Raw genomic sequence first — 20,017 nt, 5'->3', positions numbered from 1 at the left:
TGTCATAGGGTGGCAATGCGATCCACAGTTAATTAGTGTCTGGTCCGGATCGAAATAGCCTGATTGACGCGTCGCCCTTTTGAAACAATACGGGATTTCTTTCGTGATGAAACTGAATTTCTTGCGGCCGGCAATCGTTCTGGTGCTGTCTGGCATCGGTCTTTCCTCTGCCGGCGCGGTGTCGCTGGTGCCGCACCGTGCGGTCTATGATATCTCCTTGCTGACGGTGGATGAATCCGCGTCCATAGGCGATGTCAACGGCCGCATGGTGTTCGAACTTACCGGCTCAAAATGTGACGGATATGCGGTGAACTACCGCTTTGTGACGCGGCTCGGCGACAAGGACGGAACCGCCGCAGTGACAGATTTTCGTGTGGCAACATTTGAAGATGCCGACGGCAGTTCATTCAGTTTCACGTCTTCCAATTTCATCAACAACAACAAGGTGGATGAGGTGCAGGGCTTTGCCAACCGGGATGATGATAAAATCTCCGTCGGTCTGACCAAGCCGGAGGAAGAGGTTCTGACCTTTCCCGGGAATGCCATTTTCCCCACCCAGCAGTTCGAAAAGCTGATTGCGGCCGCGATCGACGGTCAAAAGATAGTGCAGCAGGTGATTTTTGATGGCTCGGAGCAGGGCAGGAAGATCTTTGACGCGACCAGCCTCATTGGCGCGAAGCACTCCTTGGCGGATGCAGACCAGACAGGCATTTTATCGGTTGCCGAAGTGGCCAAAACACCATTTTGGCCGGTTACGGTGAGTTATTTCGATCAGGGAACGGGCGGTGAGCCGCTACCGAATTACGTCACCAGCTTTGATATGCATGACAATGGCATCAGCCGGAATATCACGATGGATTATGGTGACATGATTCTGAAAGCCGAGCTGGAAAAACTTGAGGTTCTTGAGGCCGATCCGTGCAACTGAAGGGATCGGATGGAATGCGCGCCGCTCTAGGTGTCGGCAGGTGCTACAGAGCCGCCAACCCGGTTGCTTAACGCAATCAATCTGGTTTTCAGATGGTGGATAAACTGTTCGATCAGCGGGCTGGAAGAGAAGTTGCGTCTTCGGACGATCCCGACATTGCGTCTGAATGCGAAGTCGACCGGGTAAAACCGGGCGAGACCATCATATTCTGCCTCATTATGACTGCCTTGCGGCATGACGCTGAGCAGATGTGTCTGCCGCAGGCATTGATAAATCACGTCATCTGAGTTGGTCACGATCTTGAAAGTCGGTTTCGGCTTCCTTTGAAGTGAGAAATATGCCTCCAGGGCGGTTCGGCCTGCTTCCTCTATTTCGGGCACGACCCAATTGTAAAGGAGCAGGTCATCGACAGAAACGGATTTTCCGGCAAAGGGATGATCGGCGTTGCACAGGCCGACATATTTGTCAGAAAAAATAGTTTCGACTAGACAGGTCTCGTCATGCAGCACCCGGTTTGTCATGCCGACGTAAAGATCAACCCGGTTGCCCAGCAGAGCCTGGTGGAGCCTGTCGGCGTGATCCGTCATGACAGAATAGTCGATGCCTTCGTGAAGCCCATGAAGATCCAGAATGGCATCGTTGACGCTGCGGATAAATGATCGTCCAACGCCAACCCGCACCAGCCCAAGTGACCCTTGTGCCATGATCGACATTTCATGGTTGGAGCGTTCGAAATCCAACAGGATGCGGCGGGCGTGTTGTTCCAGAGCAATCGCGAATGTCGTCGGTTCAACGCCTCGCGGAAGGCGTTTGAACAATGTCACGCCGTAATGGTGTTCCAGAGACAGAATGCTTTTGCTGATGGCAGGTTGGCTGATATTCGCGGTGCGTGAAGCCTGAAGAAAGCTGCCATGGTCAAAAACCGCCAGGAAATGCCTGAGTTGCCGTAAATGTATCACTCTGATCCTCCGCGGAATTCTGATATTCCAGAAAGTTATAGAAATCAAACATAAAGAAGCTTGTTTTTCTATCGCTTGATGGAATGATGTCCGGGTGAAAACAGTTTTTTGGGAGGAAAACGAGAATGGATATCGGACACGTCTTCAGCAGATCATTTTTTGTAGCGTCCTCGACGGCGATTGCCGTTTCGATGGGTGTTCTGGCCGCTACGGCGCAAACGCAGCCGCCGATCAGTGTGGTCATCAATCAGTCGCCATGGCTGGAGGGTTTTGCATCCATCGTTGAGGCCTATGAGGTTGAAACCGGCAACAAAGTCACCCTCGACATCAATCCCTATGCCGGCAGTCTGGAAAAGCAGCGCAATGCTGTACGCTCCCAGACCAGCGAATTTGATGTGCTGATTATCAATGGCATTTTTTATCCCGAGATGTATCACGGCGGATTTCTGGAGCCGCTGAAAAACATCGATCCGGACTTCGATCTGGATCCCCAGATCTACACCTATGGCGACACGCCCTGGTTTGACGCTGAAAACAAGACGGTGAACCAGGAAACCGGCGATCTTCTGACAGTCCCGATCAATCCCAACATCACGCTTTTGTTCTACCGAAAAGATCTCTACGACGAAAAAGGCCTGACCGTACCGGAAACATTCGAGGATCTGCTTGCCAATGCAAAGGCGCTGCACAATCCTCCGGAGATGTACGGCATTGTCCAGCGCGCCAGTCGCGGAACGGTTTCCGTCACATGGGATTTCTTCCCGTATCTGGAGGGCCATGGCGGGTCGTTCTTCCGCGATGAGCCGAATGGCGATTTTTTTGTGACGCTGAACAGCGAAGCCGGACGCAAAGCACTGGAAACCTATATCCAGTTGGCCAAGGAAGCGGGTCCGGAAAATACTGCCAGCCTGACACAGGGCGATCTGATCCAGTTTCTGGTCACGGGCAAAGCAGCTCATTCGGTGCTGCCGGTCGCCGCCTGGTCGCAAATGGATGATCCCAATAAATCCATAGTTCCCGGCAAGATCGATTTTGCGACATTGCCCCATGCGGAAGGGTTCAACTCCACACCGGCTCTTGGCCACTGGCTGGCTGGAATTCCCAAGAATCTGGCGGAAGAGCAGAAGGTCGCAGCGCTGGAATTCCTGAAGTGGTTCCAGCGCCCTGAGACACAGATTGCCTATGCTGAAATGGGCGGTGCACCGGTCAGTGCCGCTGCATATGAATCCGACTTTGCAGAAAAGCCGGAAAATCGCTACATGCTGGCCATGCGCACTGCGTCGCCGCAAGCCAAAGGTCTGTGGACCATTCCTGAGGGCGCAGAACTTGCCGCTGTCATGGAGCTTGGCCTCAACCGGACAGTGGCTGGAGAGATCACCGTTGTGGAGGCACTCAACTCAATGGCCAAAGATTTGGAGAAAATCCTCTCTGACGCCGGCTATAAAACGGGTCGTCTTGAGCTCGACTTTGTACATTATGCGGCGAAGCAGAGAGCCTCTGCCATACGCACGAGACGGTCGGGAGGGATTTTGTGTCTTTCCCGGTGCGGCGGGGAGTGTTGATAAATGTCTCCGACCCATAAGGCGAGCCTTACGGCGCCGATGGCATCGGTGAAGGTGAGATGGGTCTTACGATACCAGGCTGCGGCATAAGGAATGCTCGACTTGGACAACAGATCGCACGCCCACAAAGAGATAAGGCTGTAGAGACCAAGCAGCGCCGGCGTGGTGCGGGCGATAGCTTTGTCGGACCATTGCCGTTGGGTTTCGACGCCAAGATGGGCGCGGGTTTCGGCGAAGGTGACCTCGACCTGCCAGCGGCGGACGAACAGGGCGATGATGTCGGCAGGATCGAGCGTTGTATCGGTGCTGAAGAAAGCTTGCGGAGCGCGCCGGCCGTCAGGATCCCTGACGAGGACCCAGCGAATTGGCTTGGGCGGCGTACCAGGTCGGTACCACAATGCGGTGCTCGAGGTAATTTCGAGTGCCTTATGGTGCTTGCGCCCATACCAGGAGGACGCGGTGATCCTTTTCCAGGGCGTGGTCGGGTTTGAAAGCAGCGTTTTCAGCTTGGGCAAGGGTGGCCCCTTCTGCGCCGGGCGTCCGAGGGTGTGGCCGTCACGTTTTGGAGGGGCCGCGTAGAGATTGGCGTCGAGCCGCAGTCGGCTGATGAGGGTTGCTCGGCCGCCGATGGCGTACGCCAGTTCATGGACAGCGAAGCCGCTATCGCCCACGAAGACGATGTCGCGCTCTGGCATCCAGCGACAGAGCTGGAGCGCCCCTTGGCGGGCCCAGTCGGTCAGCAGCTTGTGCCTGCGTCCGCGCTGGTGGTCGGAGCGCTCCGAGGGGGCCAACAGGGTGAGCACCGGGAGGGCCTTCACAACACCTGCCCAAGGGACCGGCGTCAGCACCATGAAGCTCAACCAGCGCAGCCCGCTGGCTTTGACGAAGTGGCCATGGCTGGAGCGGACAGGATCGCGATAGATGCCGCGCGCAGTGATTTTGCGCCCCCATCGGCGCTCGATTGTATCGTCCATCCCGATGACCACGGGACCCTCCGGCACGAGGCGGTCGATGATCATGGCCAGCAGGCGCCGAGACATATCGCGAGACTCCCAGCGGGCGCGGTTAAGGAGCTGATGGTAGCTCGAAAAGTTTTTCGCCTCGGCGCGCCCGGTCATCCGCAGGCAGGCGCTGACGGTGCGCTTGCCCGGGGCCAGCACGGCCCCCATGACCAGGACGAGCATGTGCTCCCAACTGGGCGCCGTGAAGCACGGGCGCAGCGCCTGCAGCCAATCGCGCAGGATCTGGGGAACGGGATCGCCCGGAGACGGCGGCAAGAAGGGGGCATGATGTTTCATCCCATGTTTCGAATCCCTTGTCGCTGACCATGCAAGCAGGCAAACCTGCGGCAAAGTGAATCACGTGCCCTGAGGTGTTCCTATGTATGATCGGCACATGCAGCATGACGAAATCGCCGTTCGCATCGAAGCCTTCGACGACGCCAATGGTGGTGGCGTCGGTTTTTACAAAGACAAGGGTGCCTACCATCTCTACCTGCTGGAGACGGAGGCGCCGATTGCCCGGCTGAAGCCGACCGGCAACGGCAACGAAGTCCGGCTCGGATACTGGTCACACCGGCGCAAATGGGAGGATGTCGATGACATCGGCGGCGTCGTCATACCCCTCGACGAGGCGCTCGAGTTCATAGCGAACGAGGGCATCTTCTGGCTCTGGACCTGACCACAAAAACGTACAAAGTCGAGTTGAGGATTTGAAGTAAAAGCTCTCCTCCCGGGGCCTCGTCCGTTGCAGCATTTTCGGACGGGGCTCGAACTTTTTCCGGCCAGCAACCCTGTGCAGCGGGCTCGGCGCTAGATCAGTTGGTGTGAACGCTTCTTAACCGAAAGCCAGATTGCTATGAGTTCAGTAAGTTTAGGGTGGGGCCCCAAATACGGTTCCATTCTACCAGCGGTGGCCTTTTTTCTGGCCCTGGCCGTATTGCCGGTGGCAAATCTCTTATTCCTCAGTTTCATGGAAATTTCCTGGACCGGGGGCGTTATGCAACGTGAGTTTGTGGGCACCGAAAATTACAGGGCGCTCGCAGATGATCCTCTGCTGAAGGCGGGAATTGTCAACACGCTGATTCTGGTTGTTGTTGCGACAAGCTGTCAGGTTGCTCTGGGCCTTGCTCTGGCGCTGGGTTGCTCGTCGCTGGGCACCAGTTCCCGCACCTACCGGACGCTGTTCATCCTGCCCATTCTGATACCCGGCATCATTATCGGTGCGATCTGGCGGTTGATGTATAATTTTCAATTTGGAATTATCAATCAGGCACTGGATGTCGTGGGAATTCCCGCCATTGACTGGCTCGGCTCGCCACATCTTGCTCTGGCATCTGTCATAGTGGTCGACATATGGCACTGGACGCCGTTTTCGTTCCTGCTGCTGCTGGCAGCAGTGGAGGGCCTTCCCAAGGATGTCTCCGAGGCCGCCAAGGTGGACGGGGCGACCGCATGGCAGGAATTCCGCCGCGTCAGCCTGCCGCTGTTATGGCCGGCGATATTCATGACTTTTGTTTTCCGGGCGGTGATTGCGTTCAAGGTGTTCGATGAAATATTCCTGCTGACATCAGGCGGCCCTGGCACCGCGACGGAAGTCATCAGTTTTACCATCTATCAGCGATTTTTTCTGCAGGATAATCCCGGATATGGCTCTGCCATTTCAGTCACAGTGATATTTTCCGTTGCTCTGGTCATTGCGATTGCCCTGCAGTTTCGAAGCAGACAGGATGTGGCAAGATGACGACACATGCGAACAACGCACCGCGTCTGAGAACTGACAAGATGCTTTTGCATGGCGCCATGATACTCGCCGTTATCATAACCCTCGGGCCATTTGTCTGGATCGCTCTTTCGGCGTTCAAGACCCAAATCGTTCTGCTGATGGGGGATATCCGATTTTCGCCTGTGTCTTATAATTTCGACGAGGTTCTGTTTGATCGCACGTCAAGCTATCCGCAAAATTTTCTCAACAGTCTGATTGTCGCCGGTGTCAGCACTGCTCTGGTCATCGTCATCTCGTTCCTGGCCGGCTATTCCCTGCTGTGAATGCACTGGCCAAGATGGGTTCTAAATGCCTTTCTGGTCTGGGCGATGCTGTTCAACCTGGTGCCGGCCGTATCGCTGGCCAGTGCCTGGTATGAGCTGTTCAGGACCATCAATCTGAGTGTCGATCTGATTGCCCTTACTCTGGCCCACACCACTTTGAACCTGCCTATGGCGTTGTGGCTGCTGATTGCTTTTTTTCGTGAGGTGCCGCGCGAGCTGGAAGAGGCCGCTTTCGTTGACGGTGCGAAATTTCTGACACTGCTGCGGCGTGTGATTGTGCCGATCATGATGCCCGGCATCGTCGCAACTGCGGTTCTGGTGTTCATTTTCAGCTGGAACGAATTTCCGGTAGCCCTTGCCCTGACCAACAACAGAACCGCCACAGTGCCGGTGGCGATTGCGAAATATGTTCAGGAGGAAGAGATCAAATATACCCAGATGGCGGCAGCTTCGGTGCTGTCGGCAATTCCAGCGTTGCTGGCCCTGATTTTCGGCCAGCGCTTCATCGTCAAAGGTCTGACCGCAGGGGCTGTCAAATGAGTCAGGACAGCTCTCTGCAAAGTCCGCCTGATATTGCCGCTTTGCGCAGATTTTATCCGGATCTGGCAGGGTATGGCGACATTCGTCTGGTGACACTGGGCGATGGCGCTGAGCGTGGCGTCCGGGTGCTGGAAATCCGCTCTGGCGGTGGACTTGAACTGGAAGTGATTGTCGATCGGGGTTTCGATCTTGGAAGACTTGCACTGAACGGGATCACGGTTTCCTGGCATTGCCAGAATGGCTACAGGGCACCGTGGCTGTTGAACCCGTTTTCCGACAAGGGACAGGGTTTTCTGCGGGCCAATAACGGTTTCCTCAGCACCTGCGGATTTGATCATATCCGTCAGCCGGAAACGGACGCACTGGACGACCGGAGTTCTTTCCCGAATGAGGCATTTGATTATCCCCTGCATGGCTCCGGTGCCCATCAGCCAGCCCGGCTGATCTCTTACGGATTTGAGGAAGATGCCGACATTCCCTATTTCTGGTGCGAAGGGGAAATTGTTCAGACCATGCAGTTTCACGGCAGTCTAAGGCTGCGGCGCAGACTGGAAGTGCCGATTGGCGGACAACAGATTTCAATGCGCGACAGGGTGGTCAATAGCGGCCCGACAGTCATGAGCCATATGATGCTGTATCATTTCAATATCGGCCATCCTCTGGTGGCCGAGGCCACGGAAATCGATGTCTGCAATGGACGACAGATCTGGGGGCAGGGCGATCCGCTGTCGGCGTTTCCCGCGCCGCAATCCGAGCAGCACAACAGCCTCTCGGTATTCGCCATGGACAGCGAAGCGGAGAACGGGCTTTGCACAATTTCCAACCCTCACAACGGGCTTCAGCTGGAGCTGGAATTTGAACGGCAATCGCTTCCGTTCCTCCAGCTTTTGCGGATGACCGGCCAAGGCACCTACGGAATTGGGATTGAACCATGTACCACCGGTCAGCGAAGCCGGTCGGACGCGCGCACGGCCAGCGAAATGGTTTTTCTCAAACCCGGAGACCATCGCACCTACAACTTTAACATCCGGCTCAATGCGACACAGCCGGGCCGAAGCGGGACAGTGTCATGAGGACAATTTTTATTCTGTTTGATTCCCTGAACCGGCATTTTCTGGAATGCTATGGCTCAGAGCTGCTTCAAACCCCGAATTTTCGCCGTCTGGCGGAAAAGGCGGTCACCTTTGACCAGCATCATGTCGGCAGCCTGCCGTGTATGCCCGCGCGCCGGGATCTGCAAACCGGCAAGCTGAGTTTCATGCACAGAAGCTGGGGGCCACTTGAGCCGTTCGACCAGTCTGTGTTCGACCAGCTCCGCACAGCCGGGGTGTATTCCCATCTGATTACCGATCACTATCATTATTTTGAAGAAGGGGCGGGCAATTATCATACCAAATATTCCAGCTATGAATTTGTCCGTGGCCAGGAAGGCGACAAGTGGCAAGCGCCCATCGATGCGCCACTGGCGGACTGGCAGGCGCGATATCATGCTGATCAGTTTGACGGGAAAACCGGGTCACTGCCATTTCATTACATGGCCAACCGGTCTCATCTGGAAGAAACAGGACAGTTTCCCTCGACCCAGTGTTTCAATGCGGCCTGCACATTCCTGAACGCGAACAAGGCCGCTGATGACTGGTTTCTGCAGATTGAAACCTTCGATCCTCACGAGCCGTTTTTTGCCCCTGAAAACCATCGCCAGAAATTCAAATCCGACTATGACGGCAAGATCAGAGACTGGCCACCATATGCGCCCCATTCAGGCCGATCTCCTGAAAACGATGAGATGAAACGCAATTATATGGCGCTGATGTCACATTGTGATGACCAGCTTGGCCGAATCCTCGACCTTATGGACGAAAACGGGATGTGGGACGATACCATGCTGGTGGTCTCTACCGATCATGGCTTTCTGCTGGGAGAGCATCAATGGTGGGCCAAAAACAGAATGCCCTGCTATTCTGAAATCGCCCGCATTCCGTTGTTGGTGTACCATCCGGACCATGCAAATTGCGCTGGAGAACGGCGGACCGCACTTACCCAAACACCTGATCTTGCGGCAACATTCTGCGAGGCGCATAATGCGCCTGTGCCGGAAGCGGCGACGGGAAAATCGGTGTTTCCACTGCTGCAGAACCCCGATGCGGCGAACCATGAAGCGCTGTTGTTCGGCTATTTCGGCGGTGCAATCAATCTGACCGATGGCAAGCACAGCTATTTCCGCTATCCGGAAAACATGCTGGATCAGCCGCTGTATCAATATACCTTGATGCCGAACCACATGCTGTGTTCGTTTTCCGAAGACGAGTTCCGGGAAACCGAATTAATCGATGATCTGGACTTTGCCCAAGGCTGGCCGGTGCTGCGTATAAAGGTTGCGGACAGTGCGGGCTGGTATCATTCACACGGACCGGGCGCGATGACGGATTGCCGCACCGCGCTTTACGATCTGACGAACGATCCCGGGCAGACCCGCCCGATCGTAAACGCCGGTCTGGAAAGCCAGCTTGTTGATGTCATGCGGCGTCTGATGCAGGTCTCCCTGGCTCCGGACGAAGCTTTTGAGCGGTTGGATATCCACTCCGGACAAGGCACATAGAATGGCAACTTTAGACCTGGTGAATATCCGAAAATCTTTTGGTGATGTGGAAGTGCTGCACGGCATTGATGCCGCCATCAAAGACAGCGAGTTCGTGGCTGTTCTCGGCGAAAGCGGATGCGGAAAGTCGACGCTTCTGCGCATTATTGCCGGTCTGGAATCGGCCACTGCCGGGCAGATCCTGATCGACGGCCAGGAAGTGGGAAACCGCACGCCGCGCGAACGAGACATTGCAATGGTGTTCCAGAGCTATGCGCTTTATCCGCACATGACCGTCATTGAAAATATCCGCTTTCCGCTTGAGTTGGCGAAATGGAACCGCCGCGACATTGAAGAGGCGACCGACACCGCCATTGCCATGCTCAATCTGGGGGCCGTGGCAAAGCGCAAGCCGCGTGAATTATCCGGCGGCCAGAGGCAACGGGTTGCCATGGGCCGGGCGCTGGTGCGACAGCCAAAAGTTTTCCTGTTTGACGAACCGCTTTCAAATCTGGATGCCAAACTTCGCGTCCAGATGCGCGCCGAGATTCGCGATCTGCAGCGCAATCTCGGCACTACCTCTGTCTATGTCACCCATGACCAGATTGAAGCCATGACAATGGCCGATCGGGTGATCGTGATGAACAATGGCAAGGTGGAGCAGTTTGGCGCGCCGTTGGAGTTGTATGACGCGCCGCAAAACAGGTTCGTGGCGTCCTTCATCGGCTCGCCGTCGATGAACTTCCTGGAAGGTGTCGTGACACAGGGAAGCGCCGGGCTGGAATTCGCCTATCAGGGTGTTGCAATGGAACTGGGTCCCGCTGACCTGCGCACTGGTCCGGTTACGCTGGGAATCCGTCCGGAGCATATTACGGTCTCCGGTTCCAATAAAGATGGCTTGCATGGGATTGTGACGTCACAAGAAAACACCGGCGACAGAACATTCCTGGTGGTCGACATCAACGGCAATTCCATGGGTGTTATTTCAAGCCTGCGCCTCGGCGTCGCGATTGGCGAGACAGTGGCGTTGAACCTGGACACGACCAAATTGCACTTCTTTGATCCGGATACCAACACGCGTCTCTAAGGTATGGCCGGCCGGCTGTACGCCGGGCCAATTCAGGATTTGTCCTTGGGCTTGCGGTCCTTGGCCTGGAATGTCAGGCCCAGATCCACGCCGTCCCTGCCAAAGCGGGCGCGGATCTGGTCCATAGCGAATTCAGCGGCGCGGCGTTTTTTGGCACCATGGTCAACCAGATCCAACGGGTCGGCAAAGCGGCCGTCAACCAGATCGGACACACCAATGCCGATCAGGCGAAACCTGGTTCCATCCAGTTCCGCTTTCAGCAGCGATACGCCTTCACTGTAAATCCGGTCGGCCAATTGGGTAGGATCACCGAGGGCGCGGTTTCGCGTTCTCTGCCTGAAATCGGCAGTTTTCAGTTTCAGCACCAGCGTGGCCCCGGCAATGCTCTTCTGTTTCAGCCGTGTTGAGACTCTCTCAGCCAGACGGCGCAGGATCGGCTGCAACTCTTCGGCAGTCGCCAGATCAGTGTTGAAAGTGGTTTCCGAACTTACGCTTTTGGCGGCGCTGCGGGATTCGATCTTGCGGCTGTCCTGGCCTCGCGCCAGCCGCGCCAGCCTCAGGCCGATGGAGCCGTAGCGTTTGCCAAGCACGGCTTCCTCCATGGTCTGCAATTGTGCGATTGTGTGGATGCCGTCTGCGGCGAGTTTCTTCTGCATGGCTTTGCCCACACCCCAGATCAGACTGACATTCTGGCGCGCCAGAAACGCCAGAGTTTCAGCTTCACCGATCACCGCAAAGCCGCGTGGCTTGTCGAGATCCGAGGCGATTTTGGCAAGAAATTTATTGTGGCTCAAACCAACCGATATGGTGATGCCGATATCCTGCTCGACCTTATGGGCAAATCGCGCCAGGGTTTCTGCCGCGCTGGCATGATGCAGACGTTGCGTACCGGTCAAATCGAGGAAGGCTTCGTCAATCGAGATCGGCTGAACTGCCGGTGTCAGATCGTCCATAAGGGCGCGGATCTGGCCGCTGACGCGGACATATTTCTCCATGTCGCCGCGAATGATCACCGCGTGCGGACATAATTTTGTTGCCTTGAACATCGGCATTGCCGAGCGCACGCCAAAGGTGCGGGCAATATAGCAGCAGGTTGCGACAACGCCGCGCCGGCCACCGCCAATGATCACCGGCTGGTCGCGGACCTCCGGTCGGTCACGCTTTTCCACAGAGGCGTAGAAGGCGTCGCAATCGACATGCGCAATTGTCAGATCAAGAAGTTCGGTATGAGCAACGACCCGTGGGCTGCCGCAAGCGGAACAGCGCGGCTTTGTGCTGGACTGCACAAACCGTTCAACCGCAAAACAGTTCCGACAGATGCCTTTCATTGTCATCGTTCGACCGGACCCAGCAATTGTTGCGCCTTCGGGGCTGCCTGAAAGGCCAAAGCATATGGATGACTGTTCAGTTCGACACCGCTTGCACCAGTTCAGTATGGATCAAGCCATGGGTTTCGGTCCAGCACCGCGTGCGCAGTCGCGCAGTCGGGACCTGATCCGCCAGTTCCAAAAACACCGGATCTGCGACGAAATGAACCAGTTGCACCTGCGGCGCATCTGCCGCCACCGAGACCAGATTAAGCGGGCTGTCGTCGAGAAACCAGACCGGGCCTGATGCTCTTTCGCAAAGATATGCCAAAGCCGGGCCTTTAGGTCCGGTATTGGTCACCACCGGATAGTTCAGGGCATGTGCGGAGAGGCATTTCTGCCGGTCTTCGCGGTATTCTGACGGCATATTTGTCAGAAACAGAATGTCGGCAATTTTCGCCAGACCATTCAGCGCGGCGACCGCACCTTCGACCGGAAGCTGTTTGTGGGCATCCACGGCAAAATAGCTGTGGATCATGGCAAACACGGTTTCATCGGGCGCGTCCGGGCCGCCGTCCAACGCGCGGATATTGCCGGTCAGCTTGAAAATCTGATCCTTGAAGCCGTAGCCGTGATTGCCAAAATGAGTTTCCAGTGGGCGCACAAAGTGCAGCACCACTTCATCGACATCGCAGACCAGCAGCGGGCGATCAGAAAAATTGATTTCTTCCAGTTGGTTACGCGTATTATCAGACAGAATGATTCAAGTCTCCTGTGATCGTCCTATTCGGAATTTGGTCCGCACAGACATCTGTGAGCAGCGACGATGGTCTCAGCATCAACGTTATGATTGGCAGAAAATGTCAGCAGCAACGATTCGTTCTGCATAATATAGTCGAGGACGCCGGCCAGAAAACCCGGTGTGGCGGCGGCTTGCCGAACCCTGTCCGGGGCTATCCCGGTGACCGACAGAAAACGTTCCAAAACGAACTTGTCCTGCGCCAGAAACCCGAGTGCCTGAACAGCCGTGGCTTCAGCACTTTCGCGGTTAGTGCGCTCAAAGTTGGCTTTATGTTTCATAATATCCGGGTTTTGTAAGGAAATGTCTGATATTTGGAAGAATGCCAGTCGCCGGTTTGAGTCTGAGGCGGATTCCTATCATGATCCGCTGCCCTGACAAGAATTTAACCCGGTGTTTAGGTAACCTTAGGGAATTATTCGGATAGTCCATGACACAGAGCATACTCATTGTAGAAGACAACGAACTGAACATGAAGCTGTTCAATGATCTTCTTGAAGCCCATGGCTACAATACGTTGCAAAGCCGCAACGGAATCGAGGCATTTGAACTTGTAAGGCAGCACAGGCCGGATCTGGTTCTGATGGATATCCAGCTTCCCGAGGTCTCGGGGCTGGAGGTGATCAAATGGCTGAAAGAAGACGAGGATCTGCGTGAAATTCCGGTGATTGCTATCACCGCTTTTGCCATGAAGGGAGACGAGGACCGAATTCGTGAAGCTGGCTGTGAGGCATATCTTTCCAAGCCTATCTCAGTCGCAAATTTTTTGGATGTGGTAACCCAGTATCTGCCTGCTGCGACCGGTTAGAAGGCTGGTATTGGCCGGCCGTCTGGTTGAAGAGAAACAGAAACGACTATGTCGATACGCGTTTTGGCAGTGGATGATATTCAGGCAAACCTGAAGCTTTTGTCAGCTCGGCTGACAGCAGAATATTATTCGGTAAAATCTCTGACCAACGGGTTGGAGGCACTGGATTATTGCCGCAACAACCAGGTTGATGTGGTGTTGCTGGATGTGGTTATGCCCGGCCTTGACGGTTTTGAAACCTGCCGCGCCCTGAAATCCGATCCTGCAACCCGGGATATTCCGATCATTCTGTTGACGGCGTTGAAGGATGATGCATCGCGGATCAAGGGCCTGAATGCCGGGGCCGACGATTTTCTTTCCAAGCCGGTCAATGATGTTGCGCTGATCAGCCGGATTCGCAATCTGGCCTCGCAGAAACAGGCGCTGGAAGACATGCGCACCCACAGCATAAATGCGCTTCGCCGTGTCTCGAACCAAGACGAGAATATTGACGGTTTTACCGAGGACGCTGAATCTTTTGATGATGGCCGCAACGGCCAGATTCTGGTGTTTGATGATGATCCGATAACGGCTGAAAAAATCACCAGAAGCCTGGCGGCGGAGCAGGCCATAAAGACGGTCCTGGCCGAGGAGGACGCTTCTGCGGCGTTGCATTCATGTGACTGGGATGCTGTCATTATCGGGCTTTCCAACACCTCATCGGACCCGCTTGCGTTTCTGTCCCGACTGAAGGCCCCTCTGGAGTTTCGCCACCTGCCCACTCTTGTTGTGGCGAAACCGGAGGATGAAAAACGGCTGCAACGCAGTTTTGAACTGGGGGCGACGAATTATGTTGTGACGCCCTATCAGGAGCGTGAGTTGGCAGCCCGCATGCGCCGCGAAGTCTGGCGTCACCGGATGCTGCGCGAATTGCGCCTGGAAATGGAAAACACATTGGAGCTTGCGGTCATCGACCCGTTGACCGGGCTGCAGAACAGGCGTTTTCTGGAACGCCAGATGGCGACGCTGATTGACCAGTCGCTACGCTATCAGCGCGATCTGTCCGTGATGATCATGGATATCGATAAATTCAAGACCATCAACGACATTCACGGCCATGCCGTTGGCGATGTTGTTCTGAAAGAGGTTTCGCATCGCATCCGGCGCAGTCTGCGCGGATCGGATCTGGCCTGCCGGTTTGGCGGCGAGGAATTTGTCTGCGTGCTGGCGGAAACCGAACTGGATGTGGCGGTGCTGGCGGCCGAGCGTCTGCGCCGGGAAATTGAGTCGGTGCCTTTCATCATTAATGATGACGGATCGCAGGTTAAAGTAACAGCAAGTTTCGGCATCACCCAGTTCACCGGGCGCCATGATTCCTCTGTAGCCATGCTGAAGCGCGCCGATGAAGCTTTGTACCGCGCCAAAGAGGCCGGCCGCAATCAGGTGATCTCAAAAGCCGCCTGACGCACTTGGCGGTTTTATTCATGAAAATACCGGGTTTGCAGACCTGCCGGTAAGACATGACATCTGTCCTGTTTTGCCAATCCCACTATGGAGCGCACTAAAGTGCGGAAAACTCTCATACCGGATCGCACATCCTGATTGCATGATGTGGCTTGCCCGGTTATCGTTTGGAAAATACGGAGCGTCATGCCATGGCCGGTTTGGGTGGTGCTTTTATGAAATTGTCATGCGATCAGGCAGGCGGCCAGCGCCAATCGCGATAACTTTATCGAATTCACAATGGAGTTGCATATGCTGAGTCGTCGTCAATTGCTGGCAGCAGGGGCTGCGCTGGCAGCGGGTTCCGCAGGGCTGAGGTCTGCCGAAGCACATAAGGCGGGAGAAAAATACGTTCTGCCGGAAAAATTCATGCCCCGTCTGGTGTCCATGCGCCAACGTTTTGAACCCGGCACGATTGATGTTTTCCCTGACCAATACTGGTTGTTTCTGCATCTGAGCGGCCGCAAAGCGCTGCGTTACAGCGTCGGCGTCGGGCGCGGAAACCTGTATCACTCAGGCGCTTTCTTTGTCGGCGCCAAAAAAGAGTGGCCGGAGTGGACACCAACACCCGACATGATTCGACGCGATCCGGATCAATACGCCAAACATGCAGATGGTATGGCGGGTGGTATCAACAATCCGCTGGGTGCCCGGGCGCTCTATCTGTTCACGAAGGAAAAGGGCGATACGTTTCTGCGGATTCACGGAACCAACGATCCGCGAACCATCGGTGTTGCGGTTTCCAACGGGTGTGCGCGGCTGGTCAACGACCAGGTCGTCGAGCTTTATGATAAGGTCCCCGAGGGTACGCGGGTCGTGCTCCATCCGAAATCCGGAATGGGTCCTGTCCATTCGTGATCGGCGGAGATTGCGGTTGCGCGGTCTGCGTGGCGCGTATCCCTGACAGGTAAACTGCCGGGGACCGCTGGCAGCCGCGCCGGTATATCCAGTGCTGCGGGTAAAACCATCCAGACAACAAAAAACACCGCAAGACCCAGTCATGCGGTGTTTGCCATGCGGTTTTTGTCGTGCGGTGTTTGCTAAGTCTGGGACCTGCCGTGAGGCAGAGCAAGTTATTTGATTTTGGCTTCCTTGAAGTCCACATGCTTGCGAACCACGGGATCGTATTTCCGCTGGGTCAGCTTCTCGGTCATGGTGCGCGAGTTCTTCTTCGCAACGTAGAAATAGCCGGTGTCGGCGGTGCTGACGAGACGAACTTTTATGGTGGTGGCCTTTGCCATTTTCTCATTCCTTGGAAATGCTGTCTATCGGGCGCAGAACCGCCGCTTTGAGCGCGCAAACTACGCATAACGCGCAGAAAGTCAAGCCGTGCATGGGGCACGAAGGCGGTAAAATGATAAAACTGTGCAGGGCCGGCGAATTATAGCGTTTACGGCGTGTCGAAGCTCTAGATAAGGAGACGCCTGCGCTTGCCATATCGCATGGAATAGACCGGCACGGCCACGTTATCCGACAAATCCAGCGTTCCTTCGCGGGCAAGGCGTTCTCTGACATCCTGGAGAATCATCCCTGTGATCCTCGGGATATTGAATTGGTCGACCCGGTCAAACGGAACCCAGGTCAGATCTGACAGCTCATTGGTCGGGCTGTCCGGCAATTGCGCGCTGATGGCGGCACGGCTGACTGTGAAAAACCGTGTATCGTAGCGCCGCACCAGGCCGGGCGGTGTGACGGCCCGCGCCACATAGCGCAACGCAGCCAGATCAGGCAGTTGCCCGTGGCCGAGAAACGGCTGCCACAGGGTATTTGACGTCGCTATCGGCGCACTCGCTGACCGGCCGATCAACATGCCGACCTCTTCATAGGTCTCACGAATGGCCGCCAGTGCGAAAGCTCGGGCACGCCGGTCTGTCGCCAGACTGGCTTGTCCTGACGCCATCAGACGCGCCATCGTCGCATCCGTCAGATCGGCGTGATAGGGGGCATGATTGTCAGGCCGATCAACACGGCCGCCGGGAAACACGAAGACGCCCGGCATGAAAGTATGTGCCTTGTGGCGTCGTCCCATCAAAACATGAGGCCGCCCATTCTGCTCATCCAGAATCAGCAGCGTTCCCGCCGGTCTGGGTTTCAGGACGGGATGCGAACGCTCGTGATCTTTTGTCTCGGCGACCGAATCGGCAGGCGCATCGCCGGGGCTGGCATTATTGCTGCGGGATGGCATCACTGTCGGTTTCTGCGCCAAAGCCATGCATCCGGTTGGCCCATTGCAGGCCAATGGTTGCGCCTTTCAGAGGCTGCAACATCCACAGACTCAGCGCTATCGTCAAAGGCACCCAGAGCGCCATGTGTATCCATAATTCAGGGCGATATGTTTTCTCCACAATCAGCATCGCTGCGACCACGATATGGCCGACGATGAAAATCGTCAAATAGGGTGGCGCGTCATCGGCCCTTTCATGAAACAATTCCTCTTGGCAATGGCCGCAGTGATCATTGACTTTGAGATATCTGTAAAACAGCTTTCCGGTCCCGCATTTCGGGCACTTGCCCGCCAGCCCTTTTCTCATTGCAGGCCAGATGGCGCGCTTGTCCAGCTGTGCATGGTGAAGCGGTGTGGTGATGTTCAAACTGCTCATGCGGCGTCCTTTGCTCTAGCTGCGAGATGGTGCTGTGCCGGGCTTTTGACGGCGCGATTTGCGATTTTTGCCAGTTTTAACAGCTGTTTTGCGACCCGGTTTTCGGTCTGTGTTGCGGTTTGGCTTGCCGTCAGTTTTGGTGCCTTCGGTGAGCATTTCAAACCGCAGGGCACCAGCGATTGGAGCCGCCTCCACAAGTTTTACCTCAACCTTGTCGCCAATGCGATAGCGTTCCCGGCTCTTTTCACCAATCAGCGCGTGCCGGGCTTCGTCGTAGAAGAAATAATCCTTGCCGAGTTTCGAAATCGGAATGAAGCCGTCCGCGCCGGTTTCATCGAGTTTGACAAACAGGCCGACCTTGGTGACACCGGAAATCTGGCCGTGGAAACGTGCACCGATCTGGTCTGCCAGATGGGCGGCAATGAGACGGTCGGTGGTGTCTCGCTCCGCCAGCATGGCGCGGCGTTCGGCGGCGGAAATATCGGCTGCGATCTCTTCCAGACGGGATTCAAAGCCTGCCAGCATACCACCTTCGTCGAGGCCCAGCGCGCTGACCAGGGCGCGATGCACAATGAGATCGGCGTAGCGTCTGATCGGTGAGGTGAAATGGGCGTAGCGCCGCAGGTTGAGGCCAAAATGACCGAGATTGGCCGGGCTGTAGGCGGCCTGGCTCTGGGATCTCAACACCACCTGATTGACAACGATTTCATGTTCGGTGTCGGCGACACGGGCAAGAATATCGTTGAAATGATGCGGCCGCAGATTGCCGCTTCTGCTGAGCGTGATTTCCAGTGAGCGCAGAAATTCACGCAGAGATTCAAGCTTGTCCATTGAGGGGGATTCGTGAACCCGGTAGACCAGCGCTGATTTTTTGGCTTCAAGACTTTCCGCTGCCGCAACATTGGCCTGAATCATGAATTCTTCAATGAGCTTGTGGGCCTCCAGCCGGTCCGGTACCAATACCCTGTCCACAGTGCCGTCGGGCTTGAGCAGAATTTTGCGTTCCGGCAGGTTCAAATCCAGCGGACCGCGCGCATCACGGCCTTTCAGAGCAATTGAATAGGCCTGCCAGAGTGGTTGCAGGATGGTCTCCAGAATGGGCGCGGTTTTCGCATCGGTCTGACCATCAATTGCGCTTTGCGCCTGCTGGTAGGACAACCGCGCCGCAGAGCGCATCATGATCCGGTGAAAGCTGTGAGTTTTCTTGTGGCCAGCCGCATCGAACACCATTTTCACCGCAAGGGCGGGCCTGTCGACACCTTCGCGCAGCGAACACAGATCATTGGAGATGCGCTCCGGCAACATCGGCACGACGCGGTCGGGGAAATACACCGAATTGCCGCGCAGCAGGGCTTCGCTGTCAAGCGCCGTGTCAGGCCGGACATACCAGGACACATCGGCGATGGCGACGGTTACAATGCAGCCGTCGGGATTGGCCGGGTCGGTGTCGGCTTCGGCGAAGACCGCATCATCGTGATCCTTGGCATCTGCCGGATCGATGGTGACGAGCGGAACATTGCGCCAGTCCTCGCGGCCTTTCAAAGGCGCGGCTTTGGCAGCTTCCGCTTCGTCCAGAACGCGCTGCGGGAAGACGTGCGGGATATTGTGTGCATGCAGCGCTATGGCGCTGACAGCTTTCTCATTGGTCATGTCGCCAATGACGTCCAGAATGCGGGCAACAGGCGTACCATGGCGGCCGGGTCGGTCAATCCGCACGGAAATCAAATCGCCCTTTTTCGCCTTTACCGCATCGTCGGCATGGATGAGCGTTTCCTTCTGCTTCTTGTCGATCGGGATCAGCCGGAAATTTCCGTCACTGTCGGTGCCAAGAATGCCCAGGATGGGACCGCGTTCCTTTTCCAGAACGCGGATGACTTTGCCGGTATGGCTCGGCTGATCAGGCCGGGCATCGCTTTCTGCGGTCAGTTTTGTCAGCACCCGGTCGCCGACGCCCGGTGCCGGGCCTTTGTCGCGGGAACTGCGGACCAGCAGCACCAGCGGGGTAGGGCCATCCTCGGACTCGTCCCAACTGGCGGGTCTGGCGAGCAATTCGCCATCAGCATCGCGGCCGAATATCTGCAAGACGGTTACAGCAGGTACTTCACCGGGACGGTTGAGCTTTTTGCGGCGCCGGACCAGCGTGCCATCGTCAGCCATTTCGGCAAGCAGCCGTTTGAGGCCGATCCGGTTGGCGCCCTTGACGCCGAAAGCCTTTGCAATTTCCCGCTTTCCAGACCGGCCGGGATTGTCTGCGACAAAGCGCAGAATATCATCCTTGCCGGGCAGGTGATCGAAATCCGTGCTGTGCTTTTTCGCCAAT

Annotated in this window: 21 protein-coding genes; 12 read left to right on the top strand and 9 right to left on the bottom strand. The window is 56.0% G+C overall.

The genetic code is table 11. From position 1 onward, the window contains the following. Nucleotides 1-106: 106 nt before the first annotated feature. Complete coding sequence (locus tag RAL88_RS03560; RefSeq protein ID WP_306267357.1) at nt 107-928, top strand: cell envelope integrity EipB family protein; 822 nt, start codon at nt 107-109, stop codon at nt 926-928. Between the two features lie 26 nt (nt 929-954). Here the strand turns inward: RAL88_RS03560 and RAL88_RS03555 are convergent, their stop codons facing one another. Then, nucleotides 955-1,887, bottom strand: a complete 933-nt coding sequence (locus RAL88_RS03555; protein WP_306267356.1) for a LysR family transcriptional regulator — start codon at nt 1,885-1,887, stop codon at nt 955-957. Nucleotides 1,888-2,012: 125 nt separating this feature from the next. Here RAL88_RS03555 and RAL88_RS03550 point away from each other — a divergent pair, with 125 nt between their 5' ends. Beyond that, a complete protein-coding gene (locus RAL88_RS03550) occupies nt 2,013-3,449 on the top strand; it encodes an extracellular solute-binding protein (RefSeq protein ID WP_306267355.1) in 1,437 nt (478 codons plus the stop codon). Here RAL88_RS03550 and RAL88_RS03545 read toward each other — a convergent pair. Next, complete coding sequence (locus tag RAL88_RS03545; protein WP_306265319.1) at nt 3,362-4,747, bottom strand: transposase; 1,386 nt, start codon at nt 4,745-4,747, stop codon at nt 3,362-3,364. The genes RAL88_RS03550 and RAL88_RS03545 overlap by 88 nt on opposite strands. 82 nt (nt 4,748-4,829) lie before the next feature. On the opposite strand from RAL88_RS03545, the gene RAL88_RS03540 reads away from it, so the two are divergent. The 7 genes from RAL88_RS03540 (at nt 4,830) to RAL88_RS03510 (ending at nt 10,701) form a co-directional block, all read left to right on the top strand. Then, nucleotides 4,830-5,129 (top strand): hypothetical protein, encoded by a 300-nt coding sequence (locus RAL88_RS03540; protein WP_306265320.1) that lies wholly within the window; start codon nt 4,830-4,832, stop codon nt 5,127-5,129. A gap of 177 nt (nt 5,130-5,306) precedes the next feature. Then, on the top strand, nt 5,307-6,191 hold the full coding sequence (locus RAL88_RS03535; RefSeq protein ID WP_306267354.1) for a carbohydrate ABC transporter permease: 885 nt from the start codon (nt 5,307-5,309) through the stop codon (nt 6,189-6,191). Further along, nucleotides 6,188-6,496 carry a hypothetical protein gene (locus RAL88_RS03530; protein WP_306267353.1) on the top strand — a complete coding sequence of 103 codons (309 nt, stop codon included), beginning with the start codon at nt 6,188-6,190 and terminating at the stop codon, nt 6,494-6,496. Before RAL88_RS03535 ends, RAL88_RS03530 begins: the two co-directional genes overlap by 4 nt. Beyond that, nucleotides 6,497-7,036: a carbohydrate ABC transporter permease gene (locus tag RAL88_RS03525; protein ID WP_306267352.1), complete on the top strand. Its 540-nt coding sequence runs from the start codon at nt 6,497-6,499 to the stop codon at nt 7,034-7,036. Further along, nucleotides 7,033-8,109: a DUF4432 family protein gene (locus RAL88_RS03520; RefSeq protein WP_306267351.1), complete on the top strand. Its 1,077-nt coding sequence runs from the start codon at nt 7,033-7,035 to the stop codon at nt 8,107-8,109. Before RAL88_RS03525 ends, RAL88_RS03520 begins: the two co-directional genes overlap by 4 nt. Further along, the gene (locus RAL88_RS03515) at nt 8,106-9,635 is read left to right on the top strand and encodes a sulfatase (RefSeq protein WP_306267350.1); all 1,530 of its coding nucleotides are present in this window, start codon (nt 8,106-8,108) and stop codon (nt 9,633-9,635) included. Before RAL88_RS03520 ends, RAL88_RS03515 begins: the two co-directional genes overlap by 4 nt. 1 nt (nt 9,636) lies before the next feature. Further along, nucleotides 9,637-10,701, top strand: a complete 1,065-nt coding sequence (locus RAL88_RS03510) for an ABC transporter ATP-binding protein (RefSeq protein WP_306267349.1) — start codon at nt 9,637-9,639, stop codon at nt 10,699-10,701. A gap of 32 nt (nt 10,702-10,733) precedes the next feature. Here RAL88_RS03510 and RAL88_RS03505 read toward each other — a convergent pair whose 3' ends face one another. From RAL88_RS03505 to RAL88_RS03495, 3 genes are all read right to left on the bottom strand, one after another. After that, on the bottom strand, nt 10,734-12,035 hold the full coding sequence (locus tag RAL88_RS03505) for a DNA polymerase IV (RefSeq protein ID WP_306267348.1): 1,302 nt from the start codon (nt 12,033-12,035) through the stop codon (nt 10,734-10,736). Nucleotides 12,036-12,105: 70 nt separating this feature from the next. Next, the gene (locus RAL88_RS03500; RefSeq protein ID WP_306267346.1) at nt 12,106-12,672 is read right to left on the bottom strand and encodes a hypothetical protein; all 567 of its coding nucleotides are present in this window, start codon (nt 12,670-12,672) and stop codon (nt 12,106-12,108) included. A gap of 119 nt (nt 12,673-12,791) precedes the next feature. After that, nucleotides 12,792-13,088 (bottom strand): DUF3572 domain-containing protein, encoded by a 297-nt coding sequence (locus RAL88_RS03495; protein ID WP_306267345.1) that lies wholly within the window; start codon nt 13,086-13,088, stop codon nt 12,792-12,794. A gap of 149 nt (nt 13,089-13,237) precedes the next feature. Here RAL88_RS03495 and RAL88_RS03490 point away from each other — a divergent pair, with 149 nt between their 5' ends. The 3 genes from RAL88_RS03490 to RAL88_RS03480 all read left to right on the top strand — a co-directional run bounded on the left by RAL88_RS03490 (nt 13,238) and on the right by RAL88_RS03480 (nt 15,955). Next, nucleotides 13,238-13,615, top strand: coding sequence for a response regulator (locus RAL88_RS03490; RefSeq protein ID WP_306267344.1), 378 nt, complete (start codon nt 13,238-13,240; stop codon nt 13,613-13,615). Nucleotides 13,616-13,663: 48 nt separating this feature from the next. Further along, a complete protein-coding gene (locus tag RAL88_RS03485; protein WP_306267342.1) occupies nt 13,664-15,058 on the top strand; it encodes a PleD family two-component system response regulator in 1,395 nt (464 codons plus the stop codon). A 291-nt stretch (nt 15,059-15,349) separates the two neighbouring features. Beyond that, nucleotides 15,350-15,955 carry a L,D-transpeptidase gene (locus RAL88_RS03480; RefSeq protein WP_306267341.1) on the top strand — a complete coding sequence of 202 codons (606 nt, stop codon included), beginning with the start codon at nt 15,350-15,352 and terminating at the stop codon, nt 15,953-15,955. Nucleotides 15,956-16,170: 215 nt separating this feature from the next. Here the strand turns inward: RAL88_RS03480 and rpmG are convergent, their stop codons facing one another. From rpmG to rnr, 4 genes are all read right to left on the bottom strand, one after another. Beyond that, nucleotides 16,171-16,338: a 50S ribosomal protein L33 gene (gene rpmG, locus RAL88_RS03475; protein WP_306267339.1), complete on the bottom strand. Its 168-nt coding sequence runs from the start codon at nt 16,336-16,338 to the stop codon at nt 16,171-16,173. A 167-nt stretch (nt 16,339-16,505) separates the two neighbouring features. Beyond that, a complete protein-coding gene (locus tag RAL88_RS03470) occupies nt 16,506-17,282 on the bottom strand; it encodes an NUDIX domain-containing protein (RefSeq protein ID WP_306267338.1) in 777 nt (258 codons plus the stop codon). Continuing rightward, nucleotides 17,263-17,697 carry a DUF983 domain-containing protein gene (locus RAL88_RS03465; RefSeq protein ID WP_306267336.1) on the bottom strand — a complete coding sequence of 145 codons (435 nt, stop codon included), beginning with the start codon at nt 17,695-17,697 and terminating at the stop codon, nt 17,263-17,265. The genes RAL88_RS03470 and RAL88_RS03465 overlap by 20 nt, the downstream gene beginning before the upstream one ends. 15 nt (nt 17,698-17,712) lie before the next feature. Continuing rightward, entirely contained in the window at nt 17,713-20,016 is a 2,304-nt protein-coding gene (rnr, locus tag RAL88_RS03460; RefSeq protein WP_306267335.1) for a ribonuclease R, read from the bottom strand. Nucleotide 20,017: the final 1 nt, after the last annotated feature.

Source organism: Pararhizobium sp. IMCC3301 (assembly GCF_030758315.1).
Taxonomy (GTDB): domain Bacteria; phylum Pseudomonadota; class Alphaproteobacteria; order Rhizobiales.
This window is presented reverse-complemented; position numbering and strand designations above follow the sequence as displayed.